At 64.0% G+C, this 16636-nt stretch carries 17 protein-coding genes and 1 tRNA gene; all 18 read right to left on the reverse strand.

Annotated elements, in window-relative coordinates; all coding sequences use genetic code 11:
* Positions 1-33: 33 nt before the first annotated feature.
* Positions 34-2406 (reverse strand): phenylalanine--tRNA ligase subunit beta, encoded by a 2373-nt coding sequence (gene pheT, locus M52SOB_RS09990; RefSeq protein WP_131111668.1) that lies wholly within the window; start codon positions 2404-2406, stop codon positions 34-36.
* A gap of 3 nt (positions 2407-2409) precedes the next feature.
* Positions 2410-3456, reverse strand: coding sequence for a phenylalanine--tRNA ligase subunit alpha (gene pheS / locus M52SOB_RS09995; protein ID WP_131111669.1), 1047 nt, complete (start codon positions 3454-3456; stop codon positions 2410-2412).
* 64 nt (positions 3457-3520) lie between these two features.
* A complete protein-coding gene (gene rplT, locus M52SOB_RS10000) occupies positions 3521-3880 on the reverse strand; it encodes a 50S ribosomal protein L20 (protein ID WP_131111670.1) in 360 nt (119 codons plus the stop codon).
* A gap of 12 nt (positions 3881-3892) precedes the next feature.
* Positions 3893-4090, reverse strand: coding sequence for a 50S ribosomal protein L35 (gene rpmI / locus M52SOB_RS10005; protein ID WP_126446267.1), 198 nt, complete (start codon positions 4088-4090; stop codon positions 3893-3895).
* 87 nt (positions 4091-4177) lie between these two features.
* Positions 4178-4738 carry a translation initiation factor IF-3 gene (infC, locus tag M52SOB_RS10010; RefSeq protein WP_131111671.1) on the reverse strand — a complete coding sequence of 187 codons (561 nt, stop codon included), beginning with the start codon at positions 4736-4738 and terminating at the stop codon, positions 4178-4180.
* A 28-nt stretch (positions 4739-4766) separates the two neighbouring features.
* Positions 4767-6683: a threonine--tRNA ligase gene (gene thrS, locus M52SOB_RS10015; protein ID WP_131111672.1), complete on the reverse strand. Its 1917-nt coding sequence runs from the start codon at positions 6681-6683 to the stop codon at positions 4767-4769.
* Between the two features lie 62 nt (positions 6684-6745).
* Positions 6746-6822, reverse strand: a tRNA-Asp gene (locus M52SOB_RS10020).
* Between the two features lie 123 nt (positions 6823-6945).
* Positions 6946-7482 (reverse strand): response regulator transcription factor, encoded by a 537-nt coding sequence (locus tag M52SOB_RS10025; RefSeq protein WP_131111673.1) that lies wholly within the window; start codon positions 7480-7482, stop codon positions 6946-6948.
* Positions 7479-8714 carry an ATP-binding protein gene (locus M52SOB_RS10030; protein WP_131111674.1) on the reverse strand — a complete coding sequence of 412 codons (1236 nt, stop codon included), beginning with the start codon at positions 8712-8714 and terminating at the stop codon, positions 7479-7481. Before M52SOB_RS10030 ends, M52SOB_RS10025 begins: the two co-directional genes overlap by 4 nt.
* Before the next feature lie 70 nt (positions 8715-8784).
* On the reverse strand, positions 8785-9261 hold the full coding sequence (ahbB, locus tag M52SOB_RS10035; RefSeq protein ID WP_131111675.1) for a siroheme decarboxylase subunit beta: 477 nt from the start codon (positions 9259-9261) through the stop codon (positions 8785-8787).
* Positions 9251-9724 (reverse strand): Lrp/AsnC family transcriptional regulator, encoded by a 474-nt coding sequence (locus M52SOB_RS10040; RefSeq protein WP_172601810.1) that lies wholly within the window; start codon positions 9722-9724, stop codon positions 9251-9253. Before M52SOB_RS10040 ends, ahbB (M52SOB_RS10035) begins: the two co-directional genes overlap by 11 nt.
* A complete protein-coding gene (gene ahbB / locus M52SOB_RS10045; RefSeq protein ID WP_172601811.1) occupies positions 9699-10697 on the reverse strand; it encodes a siroheme decarboxylase subunit beta in 999 nt (332 codons plus the stop codon). The genes M52SOB_RS10040 and ahbB (M52SOB_RS10045) overlap by 26 nt, the downstream gene beginning before the upstream one ends.
* A 1-nt stretch (position 10698) precedes the next feature.
* A complete protein-coding gene (locus tag M52SOB_RS10050) occupies positions 10699-11853 on the reverse strand; it encodes a cytochrome D1 domain-containing protein (RefSeq protein ID WP_131111677.1) in 1155 nt (384 codons plus the stop codon).
* Positions 11850-12173, reverse strand: a complete 324-nt coding sequence (locus M52SOB_RS10055) for a c-type cytochrome (protein ID WP_131111678.1) — start codon at positions 12171-12173, stop codon at positions 11850-11852. Before M52SOB_RS10055 ends, M52SOB_RS10050 begins: the two co-directional genes overlap by 4 nt.
* A gap of 9 nt (positions 12174-12182) precedes the next feature.
* Entirely contained in the window at positions 12183-12803 is a 621-nt protein-coding gene (locus tag M52SOB_RS10060; protein ID WP_131111679.1) for a c-type cytochrome, read from the reverse strand.
* Positions 12804-13032: 229 nt separating this feature from the next.
* On the reverse strand, positions 13033-13905 hold the full coding sequence (locus M52SOB_RS10065) for an ethylbenzene dehydrogenase-related protein (protein WP_131111680.1): 873 nt from the start codon (positions 13903-13905) through the stop codon (positions 13033-13035).
* A 243-nt stretch (positions 13906-14148) separates the two neighbouring features.
* Positions 14149-14757 (reverse strand): NapC/NirT family cytochrome c, encoded by a 609-nt coding sequence (locus tag M52SOB_RS10070; RefSeq protein ID WP_284155070.1) that lies wholly within the window; start codon positions 14755-14757, stop codon positions 14149-14151.
* 65 nt (positions 14758-14822) lie between these two features.
* Entirely contained in the window at positions 14823-16502 is a 1680-nt protein-coding gene (locus M52SOB_RS10075) for a cytochrome D1 domain-containing protein (protein ID WP_131111681.1), read from the reverse strand.
* Between the last annotated feature and the right edge of the window lie 134 nt (positions 16503-16636).

A 16636-nucleotide genomic window follows, 5' to 3' on the forward strand; every position in this document is an offset into this window, starting at 1 on the left:
GTGAACGTAGGACGCCACGATAGCGGCGATAGTCTAGCTGCGCAACACGGCGCCGCAACGTTCTCGCGCTGCCGCCAGCAAGCGGTCGATGACCTGATCGGCCTCGCTGTCCGACAGTGTCCTGCGAGTATCTTGCATCAAGATGCGGAAGGCAAGGCTCTTGCACCCCACCGCGATGCCCTTGCCCTGATAGACATCGAACAGCCGGATTTCGCGCACGCTGTCGCCGGCTGCGCTCCAGAGTGCAGCGGTGAGCTCATCGGCCGCGCAGCTTTGCGGCACGACCAGCGCGATGTCGCGCTGCACCGCCGGGAAGCGCGAAACCTCGGCGTAACTCGGCAGCGGCGCCTCGAGCAGCAATTCGAGTTCGATTTCGCACAGCACGGGCGGACGGCCGAGTTCATAACGCTGCACCCAGCGCGGATGGAGTTCGCCGAGCACGCCGACTTCGCGGCCATCGAGTAGCACACGGCTGCTGCGGCCCGGATGCAGCGCCGGATGGTCGCTGCGGACGAATTGCAGCCGGCGCGGGGCGCAGAGGGCTTCGAGATCGCCCTTGACGTCGTAGAAATCGACCTCTCTGCGCGGCACCCCCCATTGCTCCGGCACCACGGGCCCGGCGGCGAGGAAGGCCAATCGCTGCGGCTGCCGGTAACCGGTTTCCGCCTGCGCATCGGCAAAGAAGACGCGGCCGAGCTCGAAGACGCGCACGCGTTCGATCTGGCGCTTGAGATTGCCGGCCAGCACGCCGACGAGGCCGCCGATGAGACTCGAGCGCATCACCCCCATCTGGCTGGCGATCGGATTGGCCAAGCGCACGGGCTGAGCGTTGGCGGCGAAATCGGCCTCCCATTCCGCCGGCACGAAGCTGTAGGTGACGACTTCGTGGTAACCGCGTTCGGCAAGCAGGCGCCGCACCTGCATCGGCGTGCGCCGTGTCTCGGGCAGCGGCAACATCGCTAAGCGCGCCTGCGGCGGCGGCGCGGGGATGTTGTCATAGCCGTGCAGGCGGGCGATTTCCTCGATCAGGTCTTCCTCGATCGCGATGTCGAAACGCCAGGACGGTGGCGAGACGGTCAGCACGTCGCCCCGACGTTCGAAAGGAAAACCCAAGCCGCGTATCAGCGCCTCGATCCGTGAATCGCCCAGGTCGACGCCGAGCACCTGGGCGACGCGCGGCATGCGCAGCACCACCGGCGGGCGCGTCGGCAGCTGCTCGGGCGCCACGGCCTCGACGATGGGACCGGGATGTCCGCCGCAGATCGCGACGATCAGCTGTGTTGCCCGTTCGATCGCCTTGCGCTGCAGTTCGAAATCGACACCACGCTCGTAGCGATAGGAGGCATCGGTGGAAAAGCCCAGCGCACGCGCCTTGCCGGCGATCGCCGCGGGAGTGAAGAAGGCGGATTCGAGGAACAGGTCGGTGGTCGACTCACGGATGCCGGAATGCTCGCCGCCCATGATGCCGGCCAGGGCGAGCGCTTTCTCGTCGTCGGCGATCAGCGCCGTTTCCGCGCTCGGTGTCACGGTCTGGCCATTGAGCAGCAGCAATTGCTCGCTGGGCCGTGGGTAGCGCACATGGATCGCGCCGGAAAGCTCGGCATCGTCGAAGGCATGCAGCGGCTGGCCGAGTTCGAGCATCACATAGTTGGTGATGTCGACGAGGGCGGAAATCGAGCGCACGCCGCAGCGCTCGATGCGCTGCTTCATCCACTCGGGCGTCGGCGCCTTGGCATCCACACCCCGCACGATGCGCCCGCAATAACGTGGGCAGGCTGCCGGCGCATCGAGCACGACGCGGCGGCGCTCGTCATGCACCGGCGCGATCGGTTCGCTGACCGGCAAAGAGAGCGGCGCGCCGGTCAGCGCCGCCACTTCGCGCGCGATGCCGACCAGCGACAGACAGTCGGCGCGGTTGGGCGTGAGCTTCAGGGTGATCAGCGTGTCGTCGAGGTTCAGATATTCGCGCAGATCCTCGCCGATCGGCGCAGCCTCGGGCAGCACCATGAGGCCGCCGTGATCGTCGGCAAGCCCCAGCTCGCGCTTTGAACAGAGCATGCCGAAACTCTCGATGCCGCGCACCTTGGCCTTCTTGATCTCGAGGCCCGGCAGCTTGGCGCCGACCAGCGCACAGGGAACGACCAGGCCGGCGGCGGCGTTCGGGGCACCGCAGACGATCTGCAGCACGCCATGCTGACCGGCATCGACACGGCACAGCTTCAGCCGGTCGGCATCGGGATGTTTCTCGGCGCTCAGGATGCGTGCGACGACGACCTGCGAAAACTCGGCGCTGGCAGGACGGCACTCCTCGACCTCGAGGCCGGCCATCGTCAACAGATTACACAGCTCCGTGGTCGACAGCGGCGGATCGACGAGGGCGCGCAGCCAGGATTCGGGGAATTGCATGGCTTATTGGAATTGACTGAGGAAGCGCAGATCGCCCTCGAAGAACAGGCGCAGATCGTCGATACCATAGCGCAGCATGGTCAGGCGATCCGGGCCCATGCCGAAGGCGAAGCCGGTGTATTTCTCCGGATCGATGCCGCCGGCGCGCAGCACGTTGGGATGGACCATGCCGCAGCCGGCGATCTCGAGCCAGCGACCTTTCATCGGCCCGCTCATGAAGGCGACGTCGATTTCCGCCGAGGGCTCGGTGAAAGGAAAGAAAGACGGCCGAAAGCGCACCTCGAGTGCGTCGCTCTCGAAAAAGCGCCGCAGGAAATCGGCAACGACGCCCTTGAGATCGGCGAAGCTGACCTGTTCGCCCACCCACAAGCCCTCGACCTGATGAAACATCGGCGAATGGGTGGCATCGGAATCGACGCGATAGACACGGCCGGGGCAGATGACGCGGATTTCCGGCATGACATCGAGATGCTTGTGTTTCTCGACATGAGCGAGCATCGTGCGGATCTGCACCGGGCTGGTGTGGGTGCGCAGCAGCACGTCCTCGCGCACGCGGCCGGCATCGTCGAGCAGGTAAAACGTGTCGTGCATCGAACGCGCCGGATGGTTCTCGGGCGTGTTCAGCGCCGTGAAATTGTGCCAGTCGGTTTCGATCTCGGGACCGTCGGCGACTTCGAAGCCGATCGAGCGGAACAGCTGCTCGATGCGTTCGAGCGTGCGCATCACCGGATGCAAGGTGCCGCGCGGCAGACCGCGTCCGGGCAGGGTGACGTCGAGTGCCGTGGCTTCGAGCTGCGCCGCGAGCTGTGCCTCTTTGAGCGCCTCGCGCCGAGCGTTGAGTGCTGCTTCGATCTGCGTCTTCGCGGCGTTGATCGCCGCACCGGCGCTTTTGCGCTCTTCAGGCGGCAATTTGCCCAGGCCCTTGAGCAGCGCGGTCAGTGTGCCCTCCTTGCCGAGGTAGGCCGCTTTGACATCTTCGAGGCGCGCCAGTTCGTCCGCTGCCGCAAAGGCGGCTGTGGCTTGGGCGACGAGTTGTTCCAGATTGTCCATGCCGATCAGAAAAAAGGGAGGCCCCGTGGCAACCGAGGACCTCCCTTTTCCGTCCTGGTTGCGATCAGCTGCCGAGGTGCGCCTTGGCCTGGTTCGCCAGGGCGGCGAAGGCCGGCTTGTCGAACACGGCCAGATCGGCGAGCACCTTGCGGTCGATCTCGATCGACGCCTTCTTGAGACCGTTCATCAGCGTGCTGTACTTCATGCCCAGCTCGCGCGCTCCGGCATTGATGCGGGCGATCCACAGGGCGCGGAACTGACGCTTTCTCTGGCGGCGGTCACGATATTGATACTGCCCCGCCTTCATCACCGCTTCTTTGGCGATGCGATAGACGTTCTTGCGGCGACCGCGATAGCCCTTGGCCGCGTCGAGGATTTTCTTGTGGCGCGCGCGCGCCGTCACACCGCGTTTGACTCTTGGCATGGTGTCGTCTCCTTAAGCGTTCGGCAACATGGCGCGGACGGCTTTGACGTCCGACTCGTGCACGGTCTGCATGCCGCGCAGCTGGCGCTTCACCTTGGTGGATTTCTTGGTGAGGATGTGGCGCTTGAACGCGCAGGCGCGCTTGATGCTACCCGAGCCGCGCACCTTGAAGCGCTTGGCGGCACCACTCTTCGTCTTCATCTTCGGCATCGAAGATCTCCTTTTGTGACACGGCGCTGGGTGGCTCCCGACCCGGGAACGCTTCGACGACCCACGACCGCTTCTAAAAAAACCTAGCTACTTCTGCACTGGCGCCGCCACTTCCTTGGCGGGTTTCGCCTGCTTCTTCGACGGCGCCAGCACCATGATCAACTGACGCCCTTCCATCTTCGGAAACTGCTCCACCACGGCCCGGTCGGCGAGTTCGTTACGGATGCGTTCCAGCACGCGCATGCCGATCTCCTGGTGCGCCATCTCGCGGCCACGAAAGCGCAAGGTGATCTTCGCCTTGTCGCCCTCGCCGAGAAACTTGATGACGTTGCGCATCTTGATCTGGTAGTCGTTCTCGTCGGTTCCGGGACGGAACTTGACTTCCTTGACCTCGACGATCTTCTGCTTCTTCTTGGCCTCGGCGGCGCGCTTCGCTTCCTGATACTTGAACTTGCCGTAATCCATCAGGCGACAGACCGGCGGGGTGGCCATCGGCGCGATTTCGACCAGGTCGACGCCCGCCTCTTCCGCCATTTGCAGCGCCTGACGAACGGACACGATGCCAAGCTGCTCACCGTCGACCCCGATCAAACGGATTTCGGGGACTGTGATTTCTTCGTTGACGCGCTGCGTCTTTTCCTGGGCGATGGTGCGAGTCTCCTACAAAAACAAAAAATCAGGCCGCCTCGCCCTTGCTGCGGATTTCCCGCTGCAGACGGTCAATCAACTGATCAAGAGACATCTGCCCGAGATCCTGATTGCCTCGAGCACGCAAGGCGACCAACCCGGCAGCCCTTTCCTTGTCGCCGACGACGACGAGGTACGGCCGCTTCAACAAACTGTGTTCGCGGATTTTATAGTTGATTTTTTCACCGCGCAAATCGCATTCGACGCGCAAGCCCGCATCCCGCAGCTTTTGCGCCACATTCGCGGCATAGTCCGCCTGCCCTTCGGAGATGTTCATCACCACCGCCTGCACCGGCGAGAGCCACAGCGGCAGGGCGCCGGCATGGTGCTCGATGAGGATGCCGGCGAAGCGCTCCAGCGAACCGAACAGCGCGCGATGCAGCATCACCGGCCGGCGATGCGTGTTGTCGGCGGCCACGTAGTGGATGTCGAAGCGCTCCGGCAGATTCATGTCGACCTGCAAGGTGCCGCACTGCCAGTCGCGGCCGATCGCATCGCGCAGCACGAATTCCAGCTTCGGACCATAGAACGCGCCTTCGCCGGGAAACAGCTCATAGCGCATGTCCATGTGTTCGAGCGCGTTCGACAGCGCCGCCTCGAGCTTGTCCCAGGTCTCGTCCGAACCGATGCGCTTCTCGGGCCGGGTCGAGAGCTTGATGCGCACGTCGGTGAAGCCGAAGTCCTTATAGATGTCGAGGATCAGCGCGACCACATCCTTGCATTCCTGCTCCATCTGCTCTTCGGTGCAGAAGATGTGGGCGTCGTCCTGGGTGAAATGGCGCACGCGCAACAGGCCATGCAGCGCGCCGGAAGGCTCGTAACGATGCACCTTGCCGAATTCGGCCATGCGCAGCGGCAGATCGCGGTAGCTTTTCACGCCCTGCTTGAAGAGCAGCATGCTGCCCGGGCAGTTCATCGGCTTCAGGGCGAACACGCGCTCATCCTCGGTCTGCGTCGTAAACATGTGCTCGCGGTAGTTGAACCAGTGACCGGAGACTTCCCAGAGACTGCGGTCCATCACGTCCGGCGTATTGACCTCGACATAGCCGGCGGCTTCCTGGCGCGCGCGCATGTAGCTGATCAGATCTTGGAACAGCCGCCAGCCATGCGGATGCCAGAACACCGCACCCGGCGCTTCCTCCTGGAAATGGAACAGATCGAGCTGTTGGCCGAGCTTGCGATGATCGCGCTTTTCGGCCTCTTCGAGCATCGTCAGATAGGCGTCGAGCTCCTGCTTCGTCGCCCAGGCCGTGCCGTAGACGCGCTGCAGCTGCTCGTTCTTTGCGTCCCCCCGCCAGTAGGCGCCCGCCACCTTCATCAGTTTGAAGTGTTTGAGCTTGCCGGTCGACGGCACGTGCGGGCCGCGGCACAGGTCGACGAAATCACCCTCGCGGTAGAGCGACACCTCCTCGCCTGGCGGAATCGCCGCGATCAGCTCGGCCTTGTAGTGCTCGCCGATCGACTTGAAGAACTCGACCGCCTTGTCGCGCGGCCAGACCTCGCGCGTGACGGGAAAATCCTTCTTCGCCAGCTCGGTCATGCGCTTTTCGATCGCCACGAGGTCTTCGGGCGTCAGCGGCCGGCAGGCGAAGTCGTAGTAGAAGCCGTTTTCGATCACCGGGCCGATCGTCACCTGCGCTTCGGGGATCAGCTCCTTCAACGCATAGGCGAGCAGATGCGCGGTCGAGTGACGGAGGATCTCGACGCCTTCCGGGTCTTTGTCGGTGACGATGGCAAGCCGGGCATCATGGTCGATGCGATACGAGGTATCGACCAGCTTGCCGTCGACCTTGCCGGCCAGCGCGGCCTTGGCCAGACCCGCACCGATCGACGCGGCCACCTCGGCCACGGTGGGCGGCTCAACAAAGCTGCGTTGCGAACCATCGGGCAGGGTAATGACCGGCATGTGTTGGCTCCAGAAACGAGAAAGGGTGCCGGATCGCTCAGGCACCCCCTGGGAATGTTCGTTGGCGGAGTGGACGGGACTCGAACCCGCGACCCCCGGCGTGACAGGCCGGTATTCTAACCGACTGAACTACCACTCCGCGTCGGCTCTCGATGAATCGAGAGGCGCATTCTAGCAAAATCTTTCGATTCGCCAAGCGTTTTTTCGCACGCTCTGAAATCGGCGCTGGTGAGACGGCACCCCTTCTCCGCGTCGCTTCTGGTTACTCCTTGGTCGGGCGCTTGGCCAGCTTGCGTTGCAGCGTGCGCCGATGCATCTTGAGCGCCCGCGCGGTGGCGGAGATGTTGCCGTCATGCTCATGCAGCACGCGCTGGATGTGCTCCCACTCCAGCCGGCTGACCGAGAGCGGATCGCTCGGCACTTCGGCCGCCGCGGCGGGTTCGCCGGCGGCCGGGGCGAATGCCGCGATGATCGCTTCGACCTCGACGGGCTTGGCGAAGTACTGCACGGCGCCAAGCTTGACGGCCTCGACCGCCGTGGCGATGCTCGCGTAACCGGTCAGCACGACGATCCGGCAGTGCGGCGCGAGTTCGAGCAGCGGCCGGATCAGCTGCAGGCCGGAACTGCTGCCGAGGTTGAGATCGAGCACCACGGCATCGGGGGGCGACTGCTCTGCTTCAGCAAGCGCCGCGGCGGCATCCGTCGCGCTTCTTGCTTGATAACCGCGCCGCGTCAGGGCGCGCGTCAGCACGGCGTTGAAAGTGGCGTCATCATCGATGACCAGCACCGATTCACTCATGCAGTTTCTCCCAAGGGAAGTTCGATGGTCGCCAGTCCACCTTCGCGATTTTCCAGCCGGAGCCGGCCGCCACGCCGCTCGACGGCGGCGCGCGTCAGCCACAGGCCGATGCCGCTGCCATCGGCCACCGCCGGCAACGGCTGGGCGCCGCAGCGGCGCAACACCTCGGGCGGGAAGCCCGGGCCGCGATCTTGGACGGCGATGGTCAGCGTCTCGTCGTTCCAGCCGAGCAGCAGCCGGATCGACTGCGGCGCGATCTTCGCCGCGTTGTTGAGCAGGTTGGTCACCGCTTGCTCGATCGCCGCCTCCGGGATCAGTTGCGGCGGTGTGCCGGCCGTCGTGATTTCCAGGGTACAGATCACGTTCGGCCACAGCGTGCGCCAGCGCGCGAGCAGGTTTTCCAGCCAGAGGTTCGCCGGCTGCAGCTGCGCGGCGCGTTCGATGCCGGCCTTTTGCGTCAGCCCGCCGACGATCTCCTTGCAGATGCCGATCTGCCGGCGCAGCAGATCGAGGTCGGCGCGTGCATCCTCGGGCAGGCGATCATCGGCGGCGAGCTCCCCGGCGAGCACGTTCATCGTCGCCAAGGGGGTGCCCAGCTCGTGGGCCGCACCGGCGGCCAGCTGGCCGAGCGCGACGACCTGCGCATCGCGCAGCGCTTCTTCCCGCGCTGCCGCCAGTTCGAGATCGCGCTCGCGCAACGCCTGGGTCATGCGTGAAACGAACCAGGCGAGCAGCAGCACCGAGACGACGAAGGTCAGCCACATGCCGGTGAGGTGCAGACGAGTCGCGCGGGCGACATCGGCCACCGGCAGGGGCAGCGAATAAAGCATCAACAGGGAGTAGATGCCGATCGCCAGCAGCGCGAGCCCGATCGCCCAGCGCGCCGGCAGCGCGAACGCCGCCACCGCCACCGGCAAGAGGAGCAGCGAGATCAGCGGATTGGTCGCTCCACCGGTGAGATAAAGCATCACGCCCATCGCGACGAGATCCACCGCGAGCTGCCCGGCCAGATCGAGCGGACGGAAGTCCTCGTCGCCGCCCCAAACCTGGATGACCAGATTGAAGACCGCCAGCAGGACCAGCAAGGACAGGAGGGGCGGCAGCGGCAGCGCGATGTCGAGCAGCATCGGTCCTGCCAGCACCGCCAGGGTCAGGGCACCGATCAGCCACCAGCGCAGCAACGCCAGCCGGCGGCGGATCGTCGTCAGACGCTGGATTTCATGATTCTGCATGGGTGAATTATCCGCCAGGATGCGGAAAGGCTCGCGTCTCTCGGCTGCGACATTCCGTCGCAGCACCCGTTCATTCGGCGAGGCGCAGGCCAGTCTTCTTGAGGATGCGGCTGCTGTAGAGCGCCTCGTGGGCGCGACAGTCCGTGCCCAGCACGGCCGCGATGGCCGCAATACCCGCCTCGGCCTCGGCTCGGCTGCGGCCATGCACCATGGCAAACAGGTTGTAAGGCCAATCCGGCAGATGGCGCGGCCGGCGGTAGCAATGGGAAACACAGGCAAGCGCGCCGACTTGCTCACCGAGCGTATCGACGACATCATCGGCGACGTCCCAGACCGTCATGGCATTGAAGCGGTAACCGAGCGCATAGTGGTTCGGCACCGCGCCGATGCGGCGGATCACACCCGAGGCCAGCATCGCCGCCAGACGCGCCTTGACCTCCTGTGGCTCAATGTCGAGCCTTTCGGCGAGCGCGTCGTAAGGACGCGGCACCAGCGGCAGGCCGGCCTGTGTGGCGAGGATCAGGCGGCGGTCGATCTCATCCGGCATCGAGCTTGAGCTCCACGAAATATTCGCGCTCCTTCGGGAAGGCATATACCGTCAATCCCGTCGCCGCCTCGATTTCGGCGATCGCCGCATCGATCGCCGCCGGCGTCTCGCAGGCGAGCACGAACCACATGTTGAACGCATGTTCGCGGCGGTAATTGTGCGCCACCTCGGGCAGCGCATTCACCATCGCGGCGACCTCATCGAAGCGCTCTTCGGGCACCTTGAGCGCGGCGAGCACGAAGGCGCCGCCGAGCTTCTCGATCTGATAGAGCGGGCCGAAGCGGGTGAGCGCCTTGCGTTCGAGCAGCGCGCGCAGACGTTCGATGACTTCGGTTTCCGCAAGGCCCAGGGCTTCGCCCACAGCGCGGTAGGGTTCGTCGCAGAGGGGGAAGCCGCCTTGCAGGGCGTTGATCAGCGCCCGGTCGGTGGCATCGAGTTCAGCGGCTTCCGGCAGCGGCCGCATCGAAATACCTCGCGCCGCACTGCTTGAAGCGCCGCCGCGAAAACAGGGCCTGGGCGGGATGACCGGCGATCGCGCGCAGGCGCTCGACCACCTGTTCGACCTCGCCCCGCGAGCGGCCATGCACCATGCAGTAGAGATTGGCCGACCATTCGGGCAGATGGCGCGCGCGCCGATAGCACAGCGTCACTTCCGGCTCACTCGCCAGACGCCTGCCGATCTCGGCAACCCCGTCATCCGGCACGTCGAAGACCACCATGGCATTGGCCCGGAAGCCGAGCTCGTGGTGACGCACGACGACGCCGAACCGCTTGATGCAGCCAGCCTCCAGCCATTGTTCGAGCCGTTCGATCAGCGCCGACTCCGTGATCCCGGCCCTAGCGGCGAGCTCGGCGAAGGGATGCGGGACGAGCGGCAACCCCGGCTGCAGCGCGGCGATCAGCCGGCGATCAGTGGCGGAGGTCTCGACCGGCAGGCAGGGCCGCGCCGGCGGCCGCGGCTTTTTGCCGCCGTGCAGCAGGTCGAAGCCCAGATCGATGTGGTATTCCTCGACGAGCGGCAGGGCAATGGGTTTCAGCCCCGTCTCGGCCTGAATTTCCGTCAGTAGCCGCGCGAGCGCGGACGCGTCGGCGGCAGTGGCGACGAACCAGAGATTGAAGCGGTGCTCGCGCTCGTAGTTGTGATTCACGCCGGGATGGGCATTGACGAGCGCAGCGACGGCATCGAGCCGTTCGGGCGGCACGGCCAGCGCGGCGAGCGTGCTCGCGCCGACGCTGCGCGGCGCGAACACCGCGCCGATGCGGCTGATCGCCCCGCTTTCCTGAAGCCGGCACAAGGTGGCGAGCACCGTCGTCTCGTCGCTGTCGAGCCGGCGCGCGAGCGCGGAAAACGGCGCCGGCTCGAGCGGGAAATCATGCTGGAATTCGTTGAGCAGACGAAATTCGAGCTGCTGCTGGGCGGGCGAGGGCGCGTTCATCTCAAAATCCCATCCGTGCCGCACGGCTGGTGAAAAAGATGCCGGAGGGGCTCTTCGCCGGCAACTCGGCCAGGCGTTCGAAATGCTGGGTGTCGAGGACGATCACCCGATGGTCGTCGCGGGCGGACAGCCACACGTGCTCACCACGTGGCGTGAATTCCATGTGCAGGATCGCCTTGCCGGGCTGCAGGGTGGCCACCACTTTGCCGGACAGTGTATCGATCACCTGCACCCAGCCGTTGTCGGGATGGGCGAAATTCACCCAGATCTGCCGGCCGTCCGGACGCGCCATGACGAACACCGGCTGGCTTTTCACCGGGATGCGCGCGACCTCGCGCCAATCGCGCCGGTCGACGACCAGCACCTCGTGGCGGCCGATCGCCGGCAGATAGACATACTCGCCGGCCACCGCCCAACCGCGCAGGTGCGGCATCTTGAACACCGGCAGTTTCTGCTCCCCCTTGCCGTAATCCTGCAGGATCTTTTTCACGCCCAGATCCATCCGCCAGGTGTCGAGCAGCGCGACGCCATCCTCGCCGAACAGGCCGGCGAGATAGTAGCGGCCATCCGGCGTCACCAGCCCGTCATAAGGCTGCCGGCCGGCCGGGAATTTCTGCGTGTGCGGCCGGCGCGGATCGGTGAGATCGGTGACCCAGATCTCGCCTTTGTCAAACAATGCGTAAGCGAATTTCTGGCCGGGCAGATCGGCCAGCCCCACCACCTTCGAGCCTGCCGGGACTTCGGCGAGCAGCTCGAGCGTCTCGGCATCGAAGACCTTGATGCCGCCGGGTTCGTAGTTCTGCGCGACGACGAGGCGGCCATCCTGCGAAATCGCGCCGCCGATGCTGTTGCCCGCCTGGATGACGCGCTTGACGATGCGCTGGCCGAGCAGATCGACTTTCGTCAGACCGCCGTCGCGGCCGAAGACGTAGGCATGGCGGCCGTCGCGCGAGAACACCACCGAAGCGTGCGAAAGATCACCCAGCCCATCGATCGCGCCGAGCGCGCGTTTGGCCGTGGTATCGACCACCACGACCCGTCCGCTGGCGCGCTCGATGACCACCCCGAGATCGCCGGTGCCGCGCACGGCGGTCGAGGGCGTCTGCGCGCAGGCGGCCAGCAAGATGCAGCAGAGGGTGAGCCACCAGCGTCTCATGGCTGTGCCTCCTCGGGAAAGCCGGCGAGCAACTGCTCGGCGATCCAGCGCGCCTGCGCTTCGGAAAGCAGCGATTTCCAGGGCGGCATCGCCGTGCCTTCCTTGCCGTGGAGGATGATCACGGCGAGCGCTTCCGCTGATTGGCCGGCCAAGGCCTCGCGCGTGAGCGGCTTGCCCAAGCCCCCTTTGAGCGTCATGCCATGGCAGGCGCCGCAATCCTGCCGCACCAGCCGAATCATCTCGGGCGTCGAGAGATCGGCGGCAGCGGCATTCCCCCAGCCCGGCAGCCACAGTGCGAGGAGCAAGGCAGGAATGCGCATCGCAGCCTCTTATTGCTGACCACCGAGATAGACGGCGACGGCATGCATTTCCAGCTCGGTCAGCTTGCTGGCGATCGAGTGCATCACCGCATTGTCGTTGGTGCGCTCGCGCTTGCCGAAGTCCTTGAGCTGCGTGACCAGATAGTTCGGATGCTGGCCGGCGAGACGCGGCAAGAGCTGGGTGCCATGGCCCTTTTCGCCGTGACAGGTGGCACAGGCGGCGACACCGGAATACGGGTTGCCCTTCAGGAACACATAACGGCCGACCGCGGCGAGATCGGCATCAAGGATGCGCCGCACGGCAGGCGGACGCGTGCTGAACCAGGCGGCCAGCTCGCGGATCGTCTCGTCGGAGAGATCCTTGGCCATCTCGTTCATCGTCTCGCTCTTGCGCCGCCCATCGCGGAAATCGCCGAGCTGCTTGACGAGATAGTCCGGATGCTGCGCGGCGAGCCGCGGATAGATCGCACTGGCGCTCTCGCCCTCGATGCCGTGACAGAGGGCGCAGCGCGTTTCGAGCACCTGGCGCGTCGCCGGGGAGAGCTTGGCCAAAGTCAGGTCTTCGGCGGCAGAACAGTCGGCGGCGACCGACAGGGCCCCGGCCAGAAGGAGAAGGGATGCGTTTTTCATGGTCTTAAGGCGGAACGTCGATTCAGAGCTTGTGAAAAATTCTTGCGCTATCTGCTGGCTGCGTTGCGCGGTGCTCGCTCCCTCGCCTAACTCCATGTTATGTCTCGGTCGCTGCGCTCCGGGCGCCTTGCCATCAGCCCGCTCGCGACGAATTTTTTCACAAGCTCTCAGGTTTCCCTCCCAGCGGCCGAAACTCGGCGCTGGCGGACCGGCACGGTCCGCCGCCATGTTACTGCTTCGTCACCTTCAGATCGCCGTCGGCATCGATCCCCAGCTTGTAACCGAACGAAACATGGTGGAAACGGCCATGCGTATGGTCGTCATGGATCGCGAAACCGAAGTTGTAGCTCTTGCCGGATTCGAGGTTGATGTCGCCCTCGCCGTTGGGTGACAGTTTGCGCGTGAAGGTCACGGTCCAGGTATCGCCCTTCTTTTCGCCCTTCGCGTCGACGAGCCCCTTGCCACCCTCCATCACCCGCTTGTCGGCGATATAGCCGTCACGCCCCTTGTTGCTCTTGCTCTGCCACTGGATCAGGTCGTAAAAGACGCCGCTCGCCAGCGAGCCATCCTTGACATATTTGGTCTTGTCGCCCTTGACGCCCGGCATCGTGCGCACGTCGTTGTGACAGCTCGACCAGCAGCCGCCGAGATGGGCCAGCTCGACCTTGCCGGCATCGAGCATGAAGGCCAGCTTGACATCGTTGTCAGGGTCCATCTTCGGGCCGCCGCCGGGCGGTTGCTTCCAGGTAAAGCGCAGGTAGATGTTGGTGCCGTCATGGGTGGCTTCGACCTTGACCGGAATGCTGCCCACCTTGCCCTTGATCGGCTCGGGCTCGATCTTCTGGCCGGTCGCCATGCGTTGGCCGAAATCGACGGCCTCTTTCTCATGACAGTTCACGCAGGTCTCGCCCTGCTTCATGCCGCGTGCGCCGCTGTGATCGACGCCCTTGCGGATCCATTCGATCGGCGAGACGCCGGGATAGACCACGGTGATGGTACGCGAGGCGGCCTTGCTCCAGTCGGGGGCGGCGGCAGCGCTGCCGGTAACAACGAGCCCCGTGCCGGCCAGCAGCGCGGCGTAAAGGATGCGGATCGGAAACATTGCACTATCTCCTTGTCGATGGATGATTGAACCCAGATTGTCCATTGGAACACGAGCGGGTTTCGATGGCGAGGGCGAGCAGATTTACGTCCCCGCGACGAGCCAATAACGGTGTCTATTAGCGAGGAGCGGGGGCGCAAAGATGCCGCCCACAGCCCGAAAGCCGCCGTGTAGGGCGATGAAATGAACGTTTTGCATGCTCATGGCGAATCAGCCCGGTCTAATGGACAATCTGGGTTAAAGTCACACGTCGTCGTCTTCGTCACCCTTCATGCCTTTCGGCTTCTGGTGCGCGATGCCCTTGTGACAGTCGATGCAGGTCTTGTTGGTTTTCTTGCCGATCTCGTGCTGCTTCTTGCTGCGATCCTTCTGCGCGTCGAAGGACATGCCTTCGAAGGTATGGCAGTTACGGCATTCGCGCGAATCGCTCGCCTTCATACGCGCCCATTCGTGTTCAGCCAGCGTCAGGCGCTTGGCTTCGAATTTCTCGGGCGTGTCGATCGTGCCGGTGATCTTGCCCCACACCTCGCCGCTCGCCTGGATCTTGCGGATCAGCTTGTGCGTCCAGTCCTTCGGCACATGGCAATCGGAACAGATCGCCCGCACACCGGTGCGGTTGGCGTAATGGATGGTTTTCTTGTATTCCTGATACACGGTGTCGCGCATCTCGTGACAGCCGATGCAGAATTCGAGCGTGTTGGTGGCTTCCATCGCGGTATTGAAACCGCCCCAGAACAGGATGCCCAGCACGAAAAAAGTCGAGACGATGGCGAGGACCGAATAGCGGGCCGATGGACGCCTCAAGCGTTGCCAGAAGCCCATCTTCTCTTGCGGCTGATTTGCATTCCCCATGATGCATCTTCCCCCTGGATGCCCGGCGGCGACGGCAGTTGCCGTCGCCACCATTTCGCTGCGACTTAGTAAATGTCGTGCTGCGTGTTGTAGACGTTGAACTTGCCGGTCGGCGTGATCATCTTGGGATCGGTGATCACCTTCTTGACCTTCAGCGTCTTGTCGTCATAGACGACGATCGCCGACTGATCGGTCTTGCCGCCCCACAGCGAGATCCACACTTCGGAGGCATCGGCGCTGTATTCCGGATGCACGGCGCGACGGATCGCCTTGGTCTCCGGCAGACCTGAATCCTTGGCGACGTTGAGCACCACCGGCGGCTTCGACAGATCCCTGATGTCATAGACGGCGACCGATTCGGCGATTTCCCGCTCGGGGTTCTGCGGTGCATCGGCCCACAGATGCGTCGACTTCGGATGGGTCTTGACGAACAGGTTGCCGGAGCCGATGTGCTTGACTTCCTGCACCACCTTCCAGGCATTATCTTTGTATTGCGGATACTTCGGATGCGGCGTGCCGATCAGCGTCAGCACGTCGGCGCCGAGATGCCCAGTGGTCCACACCGGACCGAACTGCGGATGCACGAAGTTGGCGCCGCGACCGGGGTGCGGGATCTTCTTGACGTCGATCAGCGCCGCCAGCTTGCCTTCCTTGGTATCGACCGCCGCGATCTTGTTCGAGGCGTTGGCCGCGACGAGGAAGTAGCGCTGCGTCATGTCCCAGCCACCATCGTGCAGGAACTTGGCCGATTCGATCGTGGTGGTCTTCAGGTTCTTGATGTCGCTGTAATCGACCAGCAGGATCTGGCCGGTTTCCTTGACGTTGATCACCCACTCGGGCTTGATCTGCGACGAGACGATCGACGCGACGCGCGGCTCGGGGTGATATTCGCCATCGACGGTCATGCCGCGGGTGCTGACGATCTTCAAGGGCTTCAGCGTCTCGCCTTCCATGATCACATACTGCGGCGGCCAGTAAGAGCCGGCCACGGCATACTTGTCCTCATAGCCCTTGAACTTGGAGGTATCGACCGAGCGCGCATCGAAGCCGACCTTGATTTCGGCGACCACCGCAGGTTTTTCCATCCACAGGTCGATCAGCGACAGACGCCCGTCACGGCCGATCACATACACATAGCGGCCGGAGGCCGACAGACGCGAGATATGCACGGCATAGCCGGTCTTGACGATGCTGCGGATCTCCTTGGTATCGCCGTCGATCAGCGCCACCTCGCCGGTATCACGCAGGGTGACCGAGAACATGTTCTTCAGATTGAAGTTGTTCATCTGCTTCTTCGGCCGCTGCTCGACCGGCACGATCAGCTTCCACGAATCCATCGTCTCCTTGAAGCTGTATTCGGGCGGCACATCCGGCGTGGTCTGGATGTAGCGGGCCATCAGGTTGATTTCTTCCTTCGTCAGGATGTCATCGAAGTTCACCATGCCGCCTTCGGTACCGTAGGAGATGATCTTTTGCAGACGTTCGGTGCCGAGCTTCAGGGTGCCCCCTTCCTGCTTGGTGCCATCCTTCAAGGTCTTGGTCCAGTGCGGTTCGAGATTCTTGCCGGTGGCGCCCTTGCGCAACACGCCGTGACAGCCGGCGCAGCGCTCGAAATAGATCTTCTTCGCCTGCGCCTTCTCCTCTGGCGTCAAGGTCGGCGCCCCTTCCTGCGCGCGCGCCTGGCCGAAGACGGCGGAGACGGCGACCGGCAACACTGCAAACGCGAAATACTTCAGCTTCTTCATTTCCTGCCCTCCCGGGAAAATGATGGAAAAAAACTGGATACAGCCGAGCCGCTAGCTTCCTACTGCGATCATTTCACTACCTTGACAAGGGTCAATTTTCCTGTCGCATTCAACCCAGATTGTCCATTAGACCG

Origin of the sequence: Sulfuricystis thermophila (assembly GCF_004323595.1) — a bacterium.
GTDB classification, from domain to species: Bacteria; Pseudomonadota; Gammaproteobacteria; order Burkholderiales; family Rhodocyclaceae; genus Sulfuricystis; species Sulfuricystis thermophila.

Bases quoted from the DNA above. Each gene is read 5' to 3' on its own strand.
- pheT (WP_131111668.1), bottom strand. From the start codon at position 2,406: ATGCAATTCCCCGAATCCTGGCTGCGCGCCCTCGTCGATCCGCCGCTG.
- pheS (WP_131111669.1), bottom strand. From the start codon at position 3,456: ATGGACAATCTGGAACAACTCGTCGCCCAAGCCACAGCCGCCTTTGCG.
- rplT (WP_131111670.1), bottom strand. From the start codon at position 3,880: ATGCCAAGAGTCAAACGCGGTGTGACGGCGCGCGCGCGCCACAAGAAA.
- rpmI (WP_126446267.1), bottom strand. From the start codon at position 4,090: ATGCCGAAGATGAAGACGAAGAGTGGTGCCGCCAAGCGCTTCAAGGTG.
- thrS (WP_131111672.1), bottom strand. From the start codon at position 6,683: ATGCCGGTCATTACCCTGCCCGATGGTTCGCAACGCAGCTTTGTTGAG.
- M52SOB_RS10025 (WP_131111673.1), bottom strand. From the start codon at position 7,482: ATGAGTGAATCGGTGCTGGTCATCGATGATGACGCCACTTTCAACGCC.
- M52SOB_RS10030 (WP_131111674.1), bottom strand. From the start codon at position 8,714: ATGCAGAATCATGAAATCCAGCGTCTGACGACGATCCGCCGCCGGCTG.
- ahbB (WP_131111675.1), bottom strand. From the start codon at position 9,261: ATGCCGGATGAGATCGACCGCCGCCTGATCCTCGCCACACAGGCCGGC.
- M52SOB_RS10040 (WP_172601810.1), bottom strand. From the start codon at position 9,724: ATGCGGCCGCTGCCGGAAGCCGCTGAACTCGATGCCACCGACCGGGCG.
- ahbB (WP_172601811.1), bottom strand. From the start codon at position 10,697: ATGAACGCGCCCTCGCCCGCCCAGCAGCAGCTCGAATTTCGTCTGCTC.
- M52SOB_RS10050 (WP_131111677.1), bottom strand. From the start codon at position 11,853: ATGAGACGCTGGTGGCTCACCCTCTGCTGCATCTTGCTGGCCGCCTGC.
- M52SOB_RS10055 (WP_131111678.1), bottom strand. From the start codon at position 12,173: ATGCGCATTCCTGCCTTGCTCCTCGCACTGTGGCTGCCGGGCTGGGGG.
- M52SOB_RS10060 (WP_131111679.1), bottom strand. From the start codon at position 12,803: ATGAAAAACGCATCCCTTCTCCTTCTGGCCGGGGCCCTGTCGGTCGCC.
- M52SOB_RS10065 (WP_131111680.1), bottom strand. From the start codon at position 13,905: ATGTTTCCGATCCGCATCCTTTACGCCGCGCTGCTGGCCGGCACGGGG.
- M52SOB_RS10070 (WP_284155070.1), bottom strand. From the start codon at position 14,757: ATGGGGAATGCAAATCAGCCGCAAGAGAAGATGGGCTTCTGGCAACGC.
- M52SOB_RS10075 (WP_131111681.1), bottom strand. From the start codon at position 16,502: ATGAAGAAGCTGAAGTATTTCGCGTTTGCAGTGTTGCCGGTCGCCGTC.